21 protein-coding genes are annotated in these 17683 nt (G+C 56.0%); 6 read left to right on the forward strand and 15 right to left on the reverse strand.

All coding sequences use genetic code 11. From position 1 onward, the window contains the following. Nucleotides 1–70: 70 nt before the first annotated feature. On the forward strand, nt 71–193 hold the full coding sequence (locus tag AC2FLP_RS05975; protein WP_256367496.1) for a hypothetical protein: 123 nt from the start codon (nt 71–73) through the stop codon (nt 191–193). A 184-nt stretch (nt 194–377) separates the two neighbouring features. Here the strand turns inward: AC2FLP_RS05975 and AC2FLP_RS05980 are convergent, their stop codons facing one another. Next, nucleotides 378–1016, reverse strand: coding sequence for a MarC family protein (locus tag AC2FLP_RS05980; protein ID WP_117869000.1), 639 nt, complete (start codon nt 1014–1016; stop codon nt 378–380). Nucleotides 1017–1075: 59 nt separating this feature from the next. After that, a complete protein-coding gene (locus tag AC2FLP_RS05985) occupies nt 1076–1528 on the reverse strand; it encodes an iron-sulfur cluster assembly scaffold protein (protein WP_496682151.1) in 453 nt (150 codons plus the stop codon). Between the two features lie 48 nt (nt 1529–1576). On the opposite strand from AC2FLP_RS05985, the gene hisI reads away from it, so the two are divergent. Then, a complete protein-coding gene (gene hisI / locus AC2FLP_RS05990; RefSeq protein WP_299896963.1) occupies nt 1577–1966 on the forward strand; it encodes a phosphoribosyl-AMP cyclohydrolase in 390 nt (129 codons plus the stop codon). A 10-nt stretch (nt 1967–1976) separates the two neighbouring features. Here the strand turns inward: hisI and gluQRS are convergent, their stop codons facing one another. From gluQRS to AC2FLP_RS06010, 4 genes are all read right to left on the reverse strand, one after another. Then, nucleotides 1977–2858: a tRNA glutamyl-Q(34) synthetase GluQRS gene (gluQRS, locus tag AC2FLP_RS05995; protein WP_496682154.1), complete on the reverse strand. Its 882-nt coding sequence runs from the start codon at nt 2856–2858 to the stop codon at nt 1977–1979. Beyond that, nucleotides 2855–3469, reverse strand: a complete 615-nt coding sequence (locus AC2FLP_RS06000; protein WP_496682156.1) for a class I SAM-dependent DNA methyltransferase — start codon at nt 3467–3469, stop codon at nt 2855–2857. Before AC2FLP_RS06000 ends, gluQRS begins: the two co-directional genes overlap by 4 nt. Nucleotides 3470–3506: 37 nt before the next feature. Then, on the reverse strand, nt 3507–4847 hold the full coding sequence (gene trmFO, locus AC2FLP_RS06005; protein ID WP_496682159.1) for a methylenetetrahydrofolate--tRNA-(uracil(54)-C(5))-methyltransferase (FADH(2)-oxidizing) TrmFO: 1341 nt from the start codon (nt 4845–4847) through the stop codon (nt 3507–3509). Between the two features lie 253 nt (nt 4848–5100). After that, nucleotides 5101–5886 (reverse strand): enoyl-CoA hydratase, encoded by a 786-nt coding sequence (locus AC2FLP_RS06010; protein WP_496682162.1) that lies wholly within the window; start codon nt 5884–5886, stop codon nt 5101–5103. Nucleotides 5887–5944: 58 nt separating this feature from the next. Here AC2FLP_RS06010 and AC2FLP_RS06015 point away from each other — a divergent pair, with 58 nt between their 5' ends. Beyond that, entirely contained in the window at nt 5945–6388 is a 444-nt protein-coding gene (locus tag AC2FLP_RS06015; protein ID WP_117868994.1) for a PaaI family thioesterase, read from the forward strand. 61 nt (nt 6389–6449) lie between these two features. On the opposite strand, the gene AC2FLP_RS06020 is transcribed toward AC2FLP_RS06015, so the two are convergent. Next, nucleotides 6450–6677: a DUF1127 domain-containing protein gene (locus AC2FLP_RS06020; protein WP_117868993.1), complete on the reverse strand. Its 228-nt coding sequence runs from the start codon at nt 6675–6677 to the stop codon at nt 6450–6452. A 99-nt stretch (nt 6678–6776) separates the two neighbouring features. Between AC2FLP_RS06020 and AC2FLP_RS06025 the strand changes: the two genes are divergently transcribed. After that, on the forward strand, nt 6777–8180 hold the full coding sequence (locus tag AC2FLP_RS06025; RefSeq protein ID WP_299896979.1) for an aminotransferase-like domain-containing protein: 1404 nt from the start codon (nt 6777–6779) through the stop codon (nt 8178–8180). Between the two features lie 3 nt (nt 8181–8183). Here AC2FLP_RS06025 and AC2FLP_RS06030 read toward each other — a convergent pair whose 3' ends face one another. Then, nucleotides 8184–8549 carry a nuclear transport factor 2 family protein gene (locus AC2FLP_RS06030; RefSeq protein ID WP_117868991.1) on the reverse strand — a complete coding sequence of 122 codons (366 nt, stop codon included), beginning with the start codon at nt 8547–8549 and terminating at the stop codon, nt 8184–8186. 241 nt (nt 8550–8790) lie between these two features. On the opposite strand from AC2FLP_RS06030, the gene rplM reads away from it, so the two are divergent. Together rplM and rpsI are read left to right on the forward strand one after the other, a co-directional pair. Continuing rightward, complete coding sequence (gene rplM, locus AC2FLP_RS06035; protein WP_117868990.1) at nt 8791–9249, forward strand: 50S ribosomal protein L13; 459 nt, start codon at nt 8791–8793, stop codon at nt 9247–9249. A gap of 5 nt (nt 9250–9254) precedes the next feature. After that, on the forward strand, nt 9255–9740 hold the full coding sequence (gene rpsI / locus AC2FLP_RS06040; RefSeq protein ID WP_117872759.1) for a 30S ribosomal protein S9: 486 nt from the start codon (nt 9255–9257) through the stop codon (nt 9738–9740). A gap of 71 nt (nt 9741–9811) precedes the next feature. On the opposite strand, the gene AC2FLP_RS06045 is transcribed toward rpsI, so the two are convergent. The 7 genes from AC2FLP_RS06045 to AC2FLP_RS06075 form a co-directional block, all read right to left on the reverse strand. Next, nucleotides 9812–10972, reverse strand: coding sequence for an ABC transporter substrate-binding protein (locus tag AC2FLP_RS06045; protein WP_496682168.1), 1161 nt, complete (start codon nt 10970–10972; stop codon nt 9812–9814). 25 nt (nt 10973–10997) lie between these two features. Next, the gene (locus AC2FLP_RS06050; RefSeq protein WP_496682171.1) at nt 10998–12884 is read right to left on the reverse strand and encodes an AMP-dependent synthetase/ligase; all 1887 of its coding nucleotides are present in this window, start codon (nt 12882–12884) and stop codon (nt 10998–11000) included. A gap of 5 nt (nt 12885–12889) precedes the next feature. Further along, nucleotides 12890–13663 carry an ABC transporter ATP-binding protein gene (locus tag AC2FLP_RS06055; protein WP_496682173.1) on the reverse strand — a complete coding sequence of 258 codons (774 nt, stop codon included), beginning with the start codon at nt 13661–13663 and terminating at the stop codon, nt 12890–12892. Continuing rightward, a complete protein-coding gene (locus tag AC2FLP_RS06060) occupies nt 13660–14424 on the reverse strand; it encodes an ABC transporter ATP-binding protein (RefSeq protein ID WP_496682175.1) in 765 nt (254 codons plus the stop codon). The genes AC2FLP_RS06055 and AC2FLP_RS06060 overlap by 4 nt, the downstream gene beginning before the upstream one ends. Next, on the reverse strand, nt 14421–15518 hold the full coding sequence (locus tag AC2FLP_RS06065) for a branched-chain amino acid ABC transporter permease (RefSeq protein WP_496682178.1): 1098 nt from the start codon (nt 15516–15518) through the stop codon (nt 14421–14423). Before AC2FLP_RS06065 ends, AC2FLP_RS06060 begins: the two co-directional genes overlap by 4 nt. A gap of 3 nt (nt 15519–15521) precedes the next feature. Then, on the reverse strand, nt 15522–16397 hold the full coding sequence (locus AC2FLP_RS06070) for a branched-chain amino acid ABC transporter permease (protein WP_117868984.1): 876 nt from the start codon (nt 16395–16397) through the stop codon (nt 15522–15524). Nucleotides 16398–16472: 75 nt separating this feature from the next. Next, nucleotides 16473–17501 (reverse strand): alcohol dehydrogenase catalytic domain-containing protein, encoded by a 1029-nt coding sequence (locus tag AC2FLP_RS06075; protein ID WP_496682181.1) that lies wholly within the window; start codon nt 17499–17501, stop codon nt 16473–16475. Nucleotides 17502–17683: the final 182 nt, after the last annotated feature.

Below are 17683 nucleotides of genomic sequence, written 5' to 3' on the forward strand. Positions count from 1 at the left end.
TTTACCGACTCGGACAAATATGAGAACAAAAGGTCAACAAAGGATTAAAACTCTGACCGGAGGTGACCCTATGCTGACCCAGATCAAGACTGTATTCAGCCGCTCGCAATCGACTATCCTGCAGGATGCAGTGGGCGTGATGTCTCTGGTAGTGATCCTGATGGTCGCCCTGCACCTTCCGGTTGGATTCTAAGCCTTTCTGCCTGCGATCTCGTGCCGAAAAAACCGCGCTGTCATCCCCATTTCAGTCAAGGGTGACCTGACTGTCCCAAACCCCTTGAGGGGCCATGCCTCGGCCCCGTGCGGTAATCCGGACCCCACGCGAGACACGCAATGCCTGCCGCCGCCCTTTCGCCCGGAAGGTGCGGCGGTTTTTTTTACAACTGTCCGGTTTTGAAAATCTCAAGCAATGCGGACAGGACGGAATTGACCGCGACAGAGGCCAGGATCATCCCCATGATACGGCTGATGATCGCCGCTCCTGAGTGGCCAATCAGGCGAATGATCGGTTCCGCCAAGAGCATGAGAACAAAGGCAACAACCAGAACCGAAAGCATGACCAGCGCGGTAATCCCTTGATCTGCTGCACTATATCGATGGTTGTCTGTCAGGATGACGACGGCCAGCATCGCCCCGGGTGAGGCCAGAGACGGAACGGCAAGAGGGAAGATTGCAGGGTTTTGCTTGTGATACTTGTCTTCCTGATCCTCTTCGGCCTGACGTTGTTCAATTTCCTGTTTGCTCTCGCCGAAGATCATCGTCAGTGCAAAAAGAAACAGTATGATACCCCCAGCCACCTGAAACGAATTCAAACCGATATCCAGCGCTTCGATCAGCAATTGCCCAAACACAAGAAAAAACAGCAAAACGCCTGCGCTTATCAGGGCGGCTAACAGGGCCGTTTTCCGCCGGGCCGCAGCAGTAAGACCGGCGGTGACGGCGATAAAAACCGGAATTGTGCCAATCGGGTCAATGACGACCCAAAGCGTCACAAAATGCTCAAGCAGATTATTCAATACCCATCCCTCCTTAAATCTGTACGGAAGGTAAACGGGTTTGTCTCAAATAGCTACAATCAGGCGCAATGTGCCTGTTCCGCCTGCGCCATGGCTTCTGCAGTGGCGTCCAGCGCCAGCAGGATTGAAGCATGGCGGTTCTTATAGTCCCGCGCCGGCATCAGAACCTTGAGACCGTCGAAGGGCGCGTCCGGAGCGGGGCCATCCTTTTTCAACATCGCAGTAAGCTGATCGCGCGCCGCTTCGACCTGTGCACGCGTCGCGCCAATGATTGCGTCGCCAACCAACGAAGCGGACGCCTGACCCAACGCACAGGCCTTCACGTCCTGTCCAAAGGAACTGACGCGACCATCCTGAACGTTCAGATCAACCGTCACTGTAGAGCCGCATAGAGGTGCGCGTTTCTTGACCGTTGCATCCGGGTTTTCCAGCCGATCCAGATGCGGGATGTCCGCCGCCAGCGCCAGAATGCGTCCGGAATACAGCTTAATCAGGTCGTTCTCGCCGCTCATGGCTTTCCCTCGCCGTGTGTTCCTCATACATAGTGACCAGCCAACCGGATGCAAAAGGTTTTTGTCATGTCTGACCCCGTCGCGTTTGATCCATCTACTCTGAAATATAACGAGGCGGGACTGATTCCGGCAATTGCGCAGGATGAGGTGTCGGGTGAAGTTCTGATGATGGCATGGATGAATGCGCAGGCCATTGAAAAGACATTGGAAACGGGCAGGGTGACCTATTGGTCACGCTCGCGTCAGTCTTTCTGGATCAAGGGCGAAACCTCAGGTCATGTGCAGAAACTGGTGGACTTCCGCATCGATTGTGACCGCGATTGCCTGTTGGTTCTGGTGCGTCAAACCGGTGCTGCCTGTCACACCAACCGCCGGACGTGCTTTTATACCGCGGTGCGGGACGGGACCGAAACCGAACTGATGGCTCCGATGGAGTAACGTAGCAAGATCAAAGCCCCACCATATGGCGGATGTCAGCTGGGCTGGCACCTTCGGCCCGATATTTCGAGATCGCACGTGCGTCGTCCCGTTTGGCCAGTCGTTTGCCCGCGTCATCGCGGATCAGATCGTGGTGGAAATACTCGGGTGTAGGCAGGTTCAACAGCGCCTGAAGCAGAACATGAATGCGGGTGGCTTCGAACAGATCCCGACCGCGAACCACACGGGTTATCCCTTGAGCTGCGTCGTCAAGAACGACGGACAAATGGTAGGACGTACCCATGTCACGGCGGGAAAGTACAACATCGCCGATATTTGTTGCCATTTCATCCGGAGAGAATGTGACAGTTCCTGTTTCGCCATCGGGACCTGAGCCCAGTTCCGAGAATTGGAATTTGGCAGGATCGCGGATTGTTCGACAGGCTTTGGCAACGTCCAGTCGCAACGCCTGGTATCGTGGATGAGGGATTCGGCTTAAGTCTGTGGCTTGATTAGCATTTCGACATGTTCCGGGATATATTATCCCATCTGGTCCAAGCAAGGGCGCACCTTCTTGGGGGGCGCTTGCGGCGGCAGCAATATCTTTGCGGTTACAGACGCAGGGATACAGAAGACCCCTTTTCCACAACCGATCCAACGCTCGATCATAGATACTCAGCCGATCTAATTGACGCAAAACCGGTTTCGGCCAGGTCAGCCCCAACCATTTGAGGTCATCGTAGATCTGATCCTCCCAATGCCGACGCGAGCGGGACTGATCGATATCTTCGATGCGCAGCAAGAACTGTCCATTTTCGGATCTGGCCATGTCGCTGGCGATCATCGCAGAATAGGCGTGCCCAAGGTGAAGTGGACCGGTCGGGGATGGCGCGAAACGCGTTACGAAAGTCACGCTTTTTCTAATACATACACGTCAGAGTTAAGGTTGATACCGGGCAAGTGTGGCCCGTATTCACGAAATAGAAAACGTGCTGCCCCCATGTCGACCCAATCCGTCAGTCGGCAGGTGAATTTGTGATCTGCCAGCCCATGATCGTTCAAGGAATACGCAAGCAACCCACCTTTGGGCAAGGCGTGCATCAACAGGTCGAATGTCTCGGGTGGCGCCGCGCCCTGGCCGATGACACCAATGGCCGTGATCAACGAATACGCGCCGCGCCTGAGAAGGGCTGGCTTGGTGATGTCAAAACCGGTCAGGGTTCGGTAAACACCCTTGGCCTCTGCCTCTTCCAGCATTTTGGGGGTAGGATCGATACCGTCGATGACTTCAAATCCCGCCGCCCGCAAGGCGAGACCGGAAAGCCCGGTTCCACAGCCGAAATCCAGAATTGGCGTTTGGGGGTGAGGGTGGAATTTCCACAATGCCGCGGCCACCCGTCCCGGGGTTGCATATCCCTGTTCCGCGACCTCTTTTTCGTAGGTCGCAGCCCAGTTCTGATAGTGCGTTTCAGTGTCTTTGGGCGTGTCGAGATTGTAGGTGTTGTCCAGGAACTTGTCGCTCATCCCGGCATGCTAGGCCGAGAGCATGTCGCGCGTCCAGTCAGCATTGATCCAACCATGTTTGCCATTCTGCCTTGGCGCGATCGGTATAGGCTTTGTACCGGTCCTTCCGGCCCCGCCGCCCGCCTTTCAGGCCGTCTACGGGGCGGAATAGGCCGAAGTTTACGTTCATCGGTTGAAACGTCTTGGCTTCGGCCCCTCCGGTAATGTGATGGATCAACGCACCCATTGCACTGTCTTTGGGCACTTCGGGCAATTCACGCCCCAGTATTTCCGCGGCGGCCGTGCGACCGGCAAGCAATCCCATCGCGGCACTTTCAACATAACCTTCGACGCCCGTAATCTGGCCGGCAAAGCGGATGTTGGGCTTGGATTTCAACCGCATCTGTGCATCGAGCAGGGTGGGAGAGTTGATGAACGTGTTGCGGTGAATGCCGCCGAGACGAGCAAAGCTGGCGTTTTCCAGACCGGGGATCCTGCGGAACACGTCGGTCTGGGCTCCGTATTTCATCTTGGTCTGGAACCCCACGATGTTGAACAATGTTCCCAACGCGTTGTCCCGTCGAAGCTGAACCACGGCGTGAGGTTTGACATCAGGCGCATGAGGATTTGTCAGTCCTACCGGCTTCATCGGACCGTGGCGTAAGGTCTCGCGTCCGCGTTCGGCCATGACTTCAATTGGAAGACAGCCATCAAAATAACCTGCAGTTTCACCCTCGTGAAACTCGGTTTTGTCCGCAGCCAGAAGGGCGTCTATGAAAGCTTCGTATTGATCACGGTCCATCGGGCAGTTCAGATAAGCCGTGCGTTCTTCCTCGGTCTCACCTTTGTCGTACCGGGATTGCATCCAAGCTTTGCTCATGTCGATGCTGTCGGCGTAGACAATCGGCGCGATTGCATCGAAAAATGCCAGCGCGTCAGATCCTGTCTCGGCCCGGATTGCTTCCCCCAGTGCAGGTGAGGTCAACGGACCGGTCGCAAAGATCCACAGTCCATCGTCGGGAAGGGCGGTCACTTCTTCGTCGGTAATCGTCACACGCGGATGTGCGCGGAGTTTTGCGGTGACATCTTCGGCAAAGGGATCGCGGTCCACGGCGAGCGCACCACCGGCTGGCAGGCGATGTGCATGGGCTGTGGTCATGATCAACCCATTGGCGGCACGCATTTCCCAGTGCAGCAGACCCACGGCATTTTGTTCATCGTCATCTGATCGGAAAGAGTTTGAACACACCATTTCCGCCAGGTTTCCGGTTTGATGTGCAAAAGTGCCAACAGTGGGGCGCATTTCATGAATGATCACGTCAACGCCCATTTCAGCGGCTTGCCAGGCCGCTTCGGACCCGGCCATTCCACCGCCAACGATATGCAAAACTTGTGTCATGTGCAGCCACATAGGGCACCGCACACACAGGCGCAACTGCCGTATTTTTTGTGACTGTTTCAGTGGGAGGGTCTTGGGGTCGCCGCTGCGGGAATGTCAGCGCTGGTGAGAGAGACCAGCTGGAGGGACCTTCCGCCCACGGCGACCCAAAAGTGTACTGAGGCCTTAGCCTCGACCCAGCTTTGCCACAGAGTTGCCCTTTTGGAAAGTGCTAAAATGAAAACAGTGGCAAAAAATGTTCAAAACAATTGCGTCATTGGGTCCAATTCGGGGGGCGCTTTTCAATAAAGGCGGAAATGCCTTCTTCTGTATCGCGGTACAACATATTCTGCGCCATTGCGTCTCCGGTATAGTCATAAGCCTGATCCAAAGGCATTTGCAGCTGTTGATAGAACGCTTCTTTCCCGATCTTCACGGCCACGCCAAGCTTGGATGCGACCAGTTCCGCCAGCCCGTTGGCTTCTTGTTCCAGCAGCGTTTCCGGAACGACACGATTTACCAGACCCAACTCGGCGGCGCGTTTCGCTGAGATGAACTCGCCGGTGGTCAGCATTTCAAAGGCCTGCTTTCTGGGAATATTTCGGCTGAGCGCCACCATCGGCGTGGAACAGAAAAGGCCGATATTGACTCCGTTGACGCCAAACCGTGTCCCTTCCGCAGCCACGGCCATGTCACAGGTTGCAACCAACTGACACCCGGCGGCGGTCGCAATGCCATGGACTTGCGCGATAACAGGTTGGGGCAGGGATTGGATGGACATCATCATCCGGGCGCAGCGGGAAAAGAGGTCCTGAAAGTATGTCTTGCCGCCATCTTCTGATTGGCGTCCGGCGGTCATCTGTTTCAGATCATGCCCGGCACAAAACGCCTTTCCTGCCCCCGACAGGACCACGGCCCGGATCGAGCTGTCCTCGCGCAGTGCATCAAGTTCGGCCTGCAATGCAGCCAGCATCTCATAACTCAGCGCGTTCAGCCGGTCCGGTGCGTTCATCTTAAGTCTTGCAACCGCGCCAGTGTCGTTACGTTCCAGAATTGTCATCTTGCCCTCCGATCCCAAGTTGGGCCAACTCTAGGTCGGCAAGAGCAGGAGGGGAAGTATGGCTTTGGAAATGAATCGGGACGAACTGTCACAATACCTCAAAGAGGTGTTCCCTCAGGTGCGCAAGGATTTCGTCGTCGAAGACTTGACCGAAGACACGATCACCATGCGCCTTGTGGTTCAGGACCAACACCTGCGCCCCGGAGGCACGGTATCAGGCCCGTCCATGTTCGGGCTGGCCGATGTCAGTGTCTATGCGATGGTTCTTGCGCGTAAGGGGCGTCAGTCATTGGCCGTTACAACGAACAGCTCCTTTGATTTCCTGCGCAAACCGGAAGGCGGCGCCGATATGATTGCGACCTGTCGTCTGTTGAAGCTAGGAAAAACACTGGCCGTTGGGGATGTGCTTTTGTACTCGGATGGCGGCGATCTTCCGGTTGCGCGGGCAACGATGACCTATTCCCTGCCGCCAGCAGGGTCCGCTGCCGCGAATTTCGGATAAAAAAGGCCGGGGACAGGCCCCGGCCCAGGAAGAGGTCCCAATAATTGGGACTGGGGATCAGTCAAGGCTGCCAGAAAAAGCGCTTTGTTTCCCGGCCGGCCTGATGGCGGGTCAGCCCGACGTCCTGCAGCAAACGGTCATCCAGATAGCCCAGATTGACACGACTGCGGCGACGGCGTTCCCATTGAGTGACCGCCGCCGCAAACCGCACGGCCAGAGCAGCGAGCAGAGGCAGCCGTGGGCTGTCGTTCAGCAGCAGAAGGGCGGGGGTGTGCATTGTGCGTGTCATCTCAGAAATCCTTTCAAATTGTATTGACACAAAACAGTACCATTTGGTACATAGGTTTGATACATTCAGAATTGTGCCAAAGGCAAAGGAAGAATTGTAATGGATACAATTTGGCCGGACGCTCTGCCAAAATCCAAGGGTCCCAAATATACATTGGTTGCTGACGCGATACGGAAAGCTATTGATGACAAGACATTGGATGTCGGTGCTAAGCTTCCCCCGGTGCGCGAACTGGCTTACCGGTTGCAAATCACACCTGGTACAGTCGCACGGGCCTACACGATCCTGACCGATGAGGGCTTGCTCCACGCCGAGGTTGGGCGTGGTACATTTGTAGCCCCGCCAAAATCTCCGATTCTGGACGATGTCTGGGCCAGGCAACTGTATATGAAGGATGACAAATACAACGCCAATGTCAGTTTGTTCAGCCCACGCCTGCCGGATGCAGGGCAGGTCGCGCTTATCCGGGAATGCCTGCAAAAGGTTGCGCAAGCTGACCCCGGGCTTTTTCTGAATTACCCCACGCGGGACGCATACAAACCCATGAGGCAATCAGTTGTGGATTGGTTGTCAGATTTGCCACTGGGTCCGCTCTCACATGATGACATCGTTTTGACCCATGGCGGCCAGAACGGATTGTGTCTGGTGTTTCAGACCATCCTACGCGGACCCAGACCGATTGTGCTGGTCGAAGACCTCTCTTACGCCGGGTTTCGCCGGGCAGGGGAGTTGATGCGCGCCGAAGTCATCGGAATCAAAATGGACAAATGGGGCATTGATCCTGCGTCCATGGAGCATGTTTTGCGACAAACCAATGCTCAGGCCATCTGTGTTTCGCCAGAGGTTCAAAACCCCACCGGGGTTCACACGCCGCTGGAACGCCGGAAAGAGGTGGTGGACGTCGCGCGGCGTTTCGACCTTCAAATCATAGAAGACGATTGCTATCGCATGGGAGAGGCGCGAGAACCCAGTTATCGTGCGCTTGCTCCGGAACGCGGATGGCACGTTTCATCAATTTCAAAGATCCTCACCCCGGCTTTGCGCGTGGGTTTCGCCATTGCCCCAAAGGATCGTAGCGTCGATCTGCGTCGATCTGCCGAATATGGGTATTTTGGCCTTGCCCAGCCGCTGGCCGAGCTCACGCGGTTGCTGCTGTCGGATCCGCGTACCCGTCAAATTGCCCAGGATGTACGCAAGCGGATGGGCGACTACGTTCGGATCACTGTCAATGCGCTGGGGGGATTTGATCTGAACTGGGCTCCGGACGTGCCCTTTGTCTGGCTGAACCTGCCGTCAGGTTGGCGCTCTGCTGCGTTCAGCCGTGCGGCAGAACGGGAAGGTATTCAACTCAGATCGGCGGATGAATTTGCCCTGCGCGATGGACGGGCGCCAAACGCAGTACGCATCGCAATGAATGGGCATGTTTCGCTGGAACGGTTCGAGGATGCAATGCTGAGGTTGCGCGCTTTGCTGGACAATCCGCCTGAACAGATCAGCGTCTAGCATTCAGGTCAGCGGGGGCGGATCGCCAAAGAATCCGGCCAGATGGGTGATCTTTCCATCTTCGTCCAATCGAATGAAATCATGCCCGGCCACCATGATTGCGCCGTCGGGCGCCACCATATGCCACGTGAAGTGAACGACATCGTGGTGCGAAACCGGACTGCTGGTGATTTCGACGCGCCCATTCGAGCTTTCAAGAATCTCTCCAATATGAGCATTCAACCGCTCACGCCCCGAAACATCAGCTGTTGGATCCACATATCGCCCGTTTTCCGCAAAACAATGCGCCAAGAACTCAAGCCGTTTTCCCGAGGATTTTTCCTGCCAGGCGGCACCGTAGCTTTCAATTGTGTGCATTAAATCCTGCATGCAACTCTCCGTGGCTTGACGCGATAAAGTCTAATCTAGTGTATCAGAGTGTTGAAATTGGGAGAATTCCAATTCAGAAATATGGGGTAAAATAATACCTATTTTGCAAGTTGTTGTTTTGATTATATTTAATTAGCATTGGGTCGCTTGACGTGGCAATCATGGGTGTCTAGATACGCATCCATCGAATTCGGGCCGCTCCGCTGGGGCGGTCTTTCACATCAAACAGGACTATCCTGCCATGAAAACCTTTTCTGCAACACCTGCAGACATCGACAAGAAATGGATCCTGATCGACGCCGAGGGCGTTGTTCTGGGTCGTCTTGCCTCGATCGTCGCCATGCGCCTGCGTGGCAAGCACAAAGCGTCGTTCACCCCGAACATGGACATGGGCGACAACGTCATCGTGATCAACGCTGACAAAATCCAGATGACCGGCAAGAAGCGCGAAGAAAACTTCTACTGGCACACGGGTCATCCGGGTGGCATCAAGTCGCGGACCAAGCAGCAGATCCTCGAAGGCAAACACCCTGAGCGCGTCGTGACCCAAGCCGTCAAACGCATGCTGCCGGGCAACCGCCTGTCGCGTCAGATTATGACCAACCTGCGCGTTTATGCCGGTGCCGAGCATCCCCATGAGGCGCAAGCGCCCGAAGTTCTGGATGTTGCATCCATGAACAAGAAAAACACCCGGAGCTAATGACCATGGCTGATCAGATCAATACTCTCGAAGAGCTGGGCGCCGTCGCAGGCGTTGAGGTTGTGGCCGAAGAAGTCATCGTGCGTGAACCCGTACGTGACGAGCTGGGTCGTTCGTATGCCACCGGCAAGCGTAAAGACGCTGTTGCCCGCGTCTGGATCAAACCCGGCTCCGGCAAGGTTACCGTAAATGGCAAAGACCAGGACAAGTATTTTGCACGTCCCGTTCTGCAACTGATCCTGCGCCAGCCGTTCCAGGTTGCTGGTGTTGAAGGTGAGTTCGACGTCGTTGCAACCGTCAAAGGCGGTGGCCTGACCGGTCAGGCCGGTGCGGTCAAGCACGGCATCTCGAAAGCGCTGCAACTGTACGATCCCAACCTGCGTGGCGCTCTGAAAGCGGCCGGCTTCCTGACCCGTGACAGCCGCGTTGTGGAACGTAAGAAATTCGGTAAGCGCAAAGCCCGCCGTTCCTTCCAGTTCTCCAAGCGTTAATTCGCCGGGAAAACCCAATAAGAAAGGGCTCGCACATGCGAGCCCTTTTTTGCTTTGCTTTGTCTGTAAAACTATTCTTCGTAAACAAGTTTCCACGCGCCGTTTTCAACGACATTGACGAAAACTGTATCCGCCCCCTGGTGATCGTCCGGGCCATAGGAAATATGGTTGCCGACCAGGTCATCCTGATAGTCCAGTGACTCCATCGCTTCGATAAAGCTGTCATGCGTCAGGTCAGGGCCCGCGGCCTCTAGTGCTTTGACCATCATTTCAGCAGCGGAATAGCCCAACATGGCGAATCCAACCGGGTCTTCGCCCGTGGCGGCCTTGTATTCTTCGATAAATGCCGCCGGGGCAGATTGATCCGCACGCGCCCAAAGATCCTGCCACGAGGCCGCTGCATAGAATCCATCGGTCACTCCACCGGGAACCTGTGCCACAACAGTCAGGAAACTGGCCGAAGTGCCGAGGAACTTCATGTCCGTCAGGCCCATCTTCTTGGCCGTGCCAACTACGGTGATCGCCTGCCGTACCCCAAGCGCCATGGTGACGATATCGCAGCCCTCTTCCTTGAGCTTGCTGAGCGATCCGACAAAATCCGTCTCATCCGGCTTGTGGGTTGTTTCAGATCCAAAAGCGATACCGGCTTCTTCGGCTCCGGCCTTGCTGCCTTCCAGGATTTCCTCACCGAAATCTGTTGGCAGATACATGGTGCAAACCGTCTTTGATCCGAATTCGCCGGCCAGATATTTCACGCCAATACGCGCCTGATCGAAATAGGTCGAGAAGGACGTGAATTTGTTCCGCATCGGTTCCTGCAACATCTGACGCGCAGCAGTCAGAGGCGCAACATTGGGAATGCCCTTGGGATCCAACAACTTGAACCCCGCCATGTTCATCGGCGTGCCCAGCGATTGCAGCATCGCGAACACCCCGTCTCGGTTCAGCAGCTTGTTGTAGCCCTGCATCGCACGCGGCATCTGATAGCCGTTGTCCTCGACCACATAGCGGACCTTGCGCCCGTGAATGCCACCGGCTTCGTTCACCCGGTCGAATACCACGTTGGCACCCTTGGTCGCCGGAACACCCACTGCGGCAAAGATGCCGCTCAGGTCGTTGACGGACCCAATGACTATCTCGTCGTCCGTAACGCCCTGTGTCTGAGCCGAGCCGATGCTTGCCGAGGCGGTCAACGCCGTGGCTGCGACCAACCATTTGAGTGACTTCTTCATCTTTCTCCTCCCGAAAACTCTTTGCCTAAGTGTACATGTCTTCAATCAGATGTCCGTGTTTCTTTTCCACCAGACCGCGTTTCAGTTTCATCGTGGCGGTAAGCTCGTCATCTTCGGCGGTCAGCAAAACGTCGATCAAGCGAAAATCCTTGATCTGTTCAACTCTTGCAAACTTCGTATTGACGGTTTCGACTTCGGAACCGATCAGATCCCTGATTTCGGACGCGGCACAAAGCGAGGCAAAGTTCGAGAATGGGATCTTCTGGTCTTGCGCATATTTCTCGACGTTTTCCTGATCGATCATGATCAACGCCGTGAGGTATTTACGCTTGTCACCAATGATAACCGCGTCCGAGATGTAATGGCTGAACTTCAGCAGGCTCTCGATTTCGGCCGGGGTGATGTTCTTGCCACCGGCGGTGATGATGATGTCTTTCAACCTGCCGGTGATGGTAACGAACACGTCCTTGTCGATACGTCCCATATCGCCGGTGCGCAGCCAGCCATCGGCGGTAAAGCTTTCCGCCGTCTTTGCGTTATTGCGCCAATAGCCCTGAAAGATGTTCATGCCCTTGAGCTGAATTTCACCTTCGTCCGAGATACGGATATCGCACCCCGGGACGACCTTTCCGATGGTTCCGATCTTGTTGCTTTCAACGGTGTTGAGTGTCGCAAGGCCGGACGTTTCGGTCATGCCGAAGCCCTCGACGATCGGCACTCCGATGGCCCAGTACCATTTCAACAAATCCGCCGAGATAGGGGCAGCACCCGTGCCACCCCGGCGCAGCTTGTCCAAGCCCAGCATCCGGCGCAAATTCTTCAGAACCAACTGATCCCAAAACCAGAACCGGGCCGCGATGGCGGGGGGAACGGGTTTTCCCGAACTCACGTATTCGGCCCGGCGCGCGCCGGCCTTCAGGGCAAGACCGTATGCCATTCGACCCAGCGACGTTGCATCCTGCGCCAGGATTTGCACATGCGCATAGATCTTTTCCCAAACTCTCGGTACTGCCGTGAAGGTCGAAGGCGAGACCTCTTGCAGATTTGCAAAAACCGTCTCGGGGCTTTCCGCGAAGTTCACGGTGCAGCGGGCGGCCAGCGGAAAATAGACAGATACGTCGCGTTCCAGAATATGACAGAGCGGCAGAAAACACAGCTGTTCGTCACTGGCCTGCGTTGGCAATGACCAGGCACCGGCCTCAATGCCAGCCAGGATGTTTTCATGGCTTAGCATCGCACCCTTGGGTTGGCCGGTGGTGCCGGATGTGTAAACCAGCAAAGCTGTGTCCTGAGGTTTGGCCTGTGCGATTTCGGCTTCGAACCGTCCCGGATCTTCGGTTTCGACCTGCTGGCCCAAAGCGTAAAGATCGTCGATTATCATGCAGCGTGGATGGGTCAGTTCATGCAAGCCTTCGCCCTCCAGTATGATCACCTTGACCAGGTCCGGAACTTGACTCTCGACTTCAAGAAACTTGTCCAGATGTTCTTCGTCCTCGACGATCAGGAACTTGCTGCCACTGTCATTGACCAGATATTGCAACTGATTGGCGGAATCCGTGGTGTAGACGCCAGAAGAAATGCCCCCGACGCACTGAATGCCCATGTCGAACCACATCCATTCCTTGCGGTCCTCGGACAGGATTGAAACAACGTCTCCGCGTTCCAAACCCAGCTTTCGCAGGGCGAGCCCGATCCACTTGGCGCGCCGCCAGTAGTCGGCCCAGGAATATGACTTCCAGATGCCCAAGTCCTTTTCACGATGGGCTGTTCGATCCCCCAGTTCCGCACAACGGCTTTGAAACAGCGCACTGATGGTTGTGTACCCATCCACACGCAACGGGCGTTGTCCGGGGGTTGCATTAAGTTCAATGCCGTTGATCCTGATCTGCGGGGCGAGGGGCGTTGCATCCATCTTGCTTACCTCCACGTCTTTTTGCGTTTCCACCGGCGGTTTTCGCGCGCGCCTTCTTCCCGCACGCCTAGATAGAAGTTCTGGATATCCTCGGACTTCAGTAACTCATCCGCAGCGCCGTCCATGACGATGCGTCCAACCTCCATCACGTAACCATGATGCGCCAGTTCCAATGCTGCATTGGCGTTCTGCTCGACCAGCAGCATTGTCATATGCTGTTCTTCGTTCAGACGTTTCAGAATGCCGAATATCTCTTGTACCAGTAGCGGCGACAGACCCAGTGACGGTTCATCCAGCAGCATGATGCGGGGGCGGGCCATCAGCCCACGTCCGATCGCCAGCATCTGTTGTTGCCCACCTGACAGGGTGCCGGCCTCTTGCGTGCGGCGATCTTTCAGAACAGGGAAATAACTGAAAACAAGGTCGCGGTCCTGGGCGATCTGCGCTTTGTCCGAGCGAGTATACGCTCCGAGGCTCAGGTTTTCATCGACGGTTAGTAGAGGAAATACCTCACGCCCTTCGGGCACATGCACAATCCCGCGCTGGACGACTGTATGCGGCTCAGCCCCCTGAATGTCGTCGCCATCAAAGGTAATCGTGCCCTTTTCCGGGTCCATCACACCCGAGACGGTTTTCATCAATGTCGTTTTGCCTGCACCATTTGCGCCAAGGATCGAGGCAATCGTTCCTTCGTGAACGTCCAGCGAAACACCGCGAATGGCCATTATCGGGCCATAAAAACATTCGACATTTCGGATTTTCAGGATTGGCAGGCTCATGAGGCTTTCCCCAGATAAGCTTTAATCACCGCCGGGTGCGATTGAACTTCGGCCGGGGTTCCAAGCGCCAGTTTAGCACCATCTGCCATGGCCAGAACCCGGTCTGACACGCCGGAGACCAACCCCATGTCATGTTCTACCATCAAAACGGTGATGCCCATCTGTCGTCGGATATCATCGATCCACCAACGCATGTCTGTTGTCTCTTCGACGGACAACCCCGAGGCCGGTTCATCCAGCAGCAGCAATTTGGGGTCGGTTGCCAAAGCGCGGGCAACTTCAACCACTTTGCGTACGCCGTAGGGAAGCCCCGATATCATCTTGTCGCGATAGGCTTGCAGGTCGAGAAAGTCGATGATCCGTTCGACTTTCTCGCGGTTTTCCAGTTCCTGTTGCTTTGCGGACGGGGTGAACAGAATCTCGGAAATCAGGTTTGTCCTGCGGTGGCGGTGCCGTCCGACCAGCAGGTTTTGCAGAACGGTCGCGTGTTCGAACAGTTCGATATTCTGAAAGGTCCGCGCAACACCATAGGCGGCGACGCCGGACGGTTTGACCTGAAGCAGATCATGACCGTCAAACTGGATCGCTCCTTCAAAAGGATCGTAGAACCGGGAAATCAGGTTGAAAACAGTTGACTTGCCCGCACCGTTTGGGCCGACAATGGCAAAAACCTCACCTTCCCGAACATCAAATGACAGGTCATCCACCGCCGTCAGACCGCCGAATTTCAGAGTGACGTTTTCAAACTTCAGCAAGCTCATCTCAGACGTTCCGTTTTGAGGTAGGATTTTTGACGTTTGAACATGTCCTTTCGATAGAACGGGAACAATTCGAACCATGTACGGATCTTAAGCCAGCGGCCGTAAATCCCCATGGGTTCGAACAGGATGAAGGCGATCAGGATCATTCCGAAGATGCCGAACTCCAATCCCGGAATGGCCACCGTATTGCCACCGAACAGGGCCCCGGCATATTCTTTTGAGATCGACAAAAACTGCGGTAGGAACCCGATCACGATCGCGCCCAGAAACGCGCCGTGGATCGACCCCAGCCCACCGATGACGATCATCATCAACAATTGGATCGAGATCAGAACACTGAAGGTTTCGTTGTTGAACGCTCCGGCAAACAGCCCCATCAGTGCCCCGGCCCAGCCCGTCACTGCGCAGGACAATGCGAAAGAGATCATCTTTGTCCGCGCGATATCGATGCCCATCGCCTGGGCCGAAACCTCAGAGTCGCGCACCGCGATGAAGCTGCGCCCCAAAGGCGCGCGCAGCAGGTTGATATATCCCAGTGTGACCAGCACGGCGACGGTCAGGACCAGCCAGAAAAACTGATCGGGCGTTCCCCAGCGGTCCACCAGATGGCCGAAGATTTCGACCCCGCCGACATATTTGCCCGCAACGCCGCCGGTGATGGGTTCGGACAGAACGATGATGTCATCCATCAGGATGGAAAGCGCCATGGTGAAGATGGCAAGATAGATTCCGTGCAGCCGCAGGGCAGGGATCGCGACCGTCACGCCTGCTATCCCGGTCAGAACGCCGGCCAGCGGGAAAGCAACCAGAAAGGGCACCCCGGCTTCGATCAGGGCGACGTTGGCATAACAGCCAAAGGCCAGAAAGGCCGCGTGGCCCAGACTGACTTGCCCCGTGTGCCCGGTCAGGATCATCAGGCCCAACCCGGCAATAGCCCAAATCAGGACGTTGGTCAGCTCACCCAGATAAAACTCATCAAGCCACCAGGGGGCTGCGGCAACAACTGTCAGAAGGATCAGATACAGGACAAGCTGATAGCGGTCTTTCCATGGATGGATATCCTGCATGTAGCCTGTTTTGAAGACGATCCGCATGGCTCAGACCTTTTTGACCCGAACCTGACTGAACAACCCGTTGGGTCGAAAGATCAGCACGGCAAGCAGCAGGGCGTATGGCGCGATCTGGCTGTAACCCGCCGCGATATAGCGGCTGGCAAAAGGTTCGATCACCCCGACGATAAGTCCACCAGTCAACGCACCGGGCAGGCTTCCGAACCCGCCGATGACGGCGGCGGCAAATGCCTTGATGCCCAGCAATCCGGTTGTCGGATCCACCGCGCCCTTGGCGGCGAACAGAATGCCCGCAATCCCCGCAACGACTCCGGCCAGCGCCCATATGAATCCCTGGACCCGCTTGACAGGCACGCCCATGTAATAAGCTGCCAGCTGGTTTTGCGACGCCCCCTGCATCCCAAGGCCAAGTTTGGTGCGGTTGAAAAAGACGTAAAGGCCCCATGTCAGCAGGATGGTCACGACGATTACGGCAACATCTTCCATACCAAGCACAAGGCCTCCAAAGCGCACCTCTCTGCCCGCAAGCGGGTTCTGCAGCGTTTGCGGTTCGTGCCCCCAGATCAACCCGGCCGCAAAGCGGATCACAAAGCCAAGGGCGATGGTCAGGATAACAACGGCGGTCTGGCTTTCCCCAAAAAGACGTCGGATGATCAGGCGATCCAGAAGATAGCCCAATGCACCCATGATCCCCAATGACAGCGGCAAGGCCAGCCAGAACGGCAGACCCATGTACTCGGTGTTGGTCAGGCCGATGGTCACAAAGGCCCCCAGCATCATGAAATCACCTTGGGCGAAATTCACCGCCTCGGTCGCCTTGTAGATCAGAACAAAGCCAAGGGCGATCAGGCCATAGACACATCCGTTTGCCAGTCCGCTGATCAGCAGCTGTGCGTTATCCAAACTGTCCTCCCTCGACCGGTTTGTCGGTGTCGCGTTCCGCTCGCGCCCGTCGTCCGGTAACGCAGGTTTGTTCTACTATGACGTGACAATCACCTTGCCGTCACTCTTTTTCAGCGCATCTGCCAGATTTGGCACAAGATTCTTCAGCCTAAGATGTTCTGAAACATCCGTTTTCCAACGCCCGTCGGCAAACCGGGCCTGAACCTCGGCCACGACGCGCATCTGATCAGCGGGCGGGGTCGACATCATCCAGTTCGTCAGCCAGAAGCCTTCGATCCGCTTGCTCATAAAGATCAGTTGACCGGTCTGAGTCAGCGTCGGCGCCTCGGTTGACAGCTTGCCATAACTGATCCAGCGCGCCCGGTTGGGCATGGCGCAGAACAGTTGTTCAGACAACTGGTCCGTCACGGCATCCAGAAACACGCGCGGTTTCAGATGCGCGCTCAGATCCGCAAACTTTGTGACAACGTCTTCATCGGTTGTCACCAGCACTTCGGCCGCACCAAGGTCTTTCAACATCTCTACCGTCTCGGCCCGGCGCACCAAAGCGATCGGCTTCAACCCCAGATCGCGGCCAAGGCTGCACATCAGCTTGCCCAATTGGCTGGTCGCGGCTGATACGACAAAGGCATCGCCGTCAGCCTTGGCCATATCCACCATGGCCATCGCCGTCATTGGATTAACGATCTGAGCAGCCCCATCATCGTCCGAGATATCAGGGCGCAGAGGGATGCACATCTGCATCTGTGTAACGACAAATTCTGCCCAGGCCCCTGTTCCGGCGGCGACAAACGCGACGCGTTGCCCTTGCAGGACCTCGGCGCCCTTGCCGACGGCAACGACGTCTCCGCAACCTTCGAATCCGGCGGGTGAACCCTTGACCCTTGGCTGTCCGTATTCACCTTTAATAAAGTGCAAATCTGACGGATTGACCGAAGCTGCGCGCAACCGGATCAGCACCTGACCGGAGCCGGGTTCTGGTGTTGGAACTTCTGCTTCTTCCAACCAGTCGGCGGCATTTTCAATGGCCGGTCCGGTGGCCGTGCCGGAGTACCCGTCATGTTTCAGGATTGCGGCGAACATAGTCTGGGGCAGGTCGGTCATCGGGTCATCCTCGAAATGGCTAAAGCAAAGCCCGCACCATATCTGGAAGACCCCCAATAGTACGGGTAAGATGCGGGCTGTTTGTCTGGCACAGCCAATCAAAAGCCGCGAAGGACGTCAATTCGACGACGCCATAACGTAGGGGCAGCGCAGATGCGCCCTTGGGAAAGGCCGACCCGTGG

The organism is Ruegeria sp. CDSA141, from assembly GCF_059612005.1.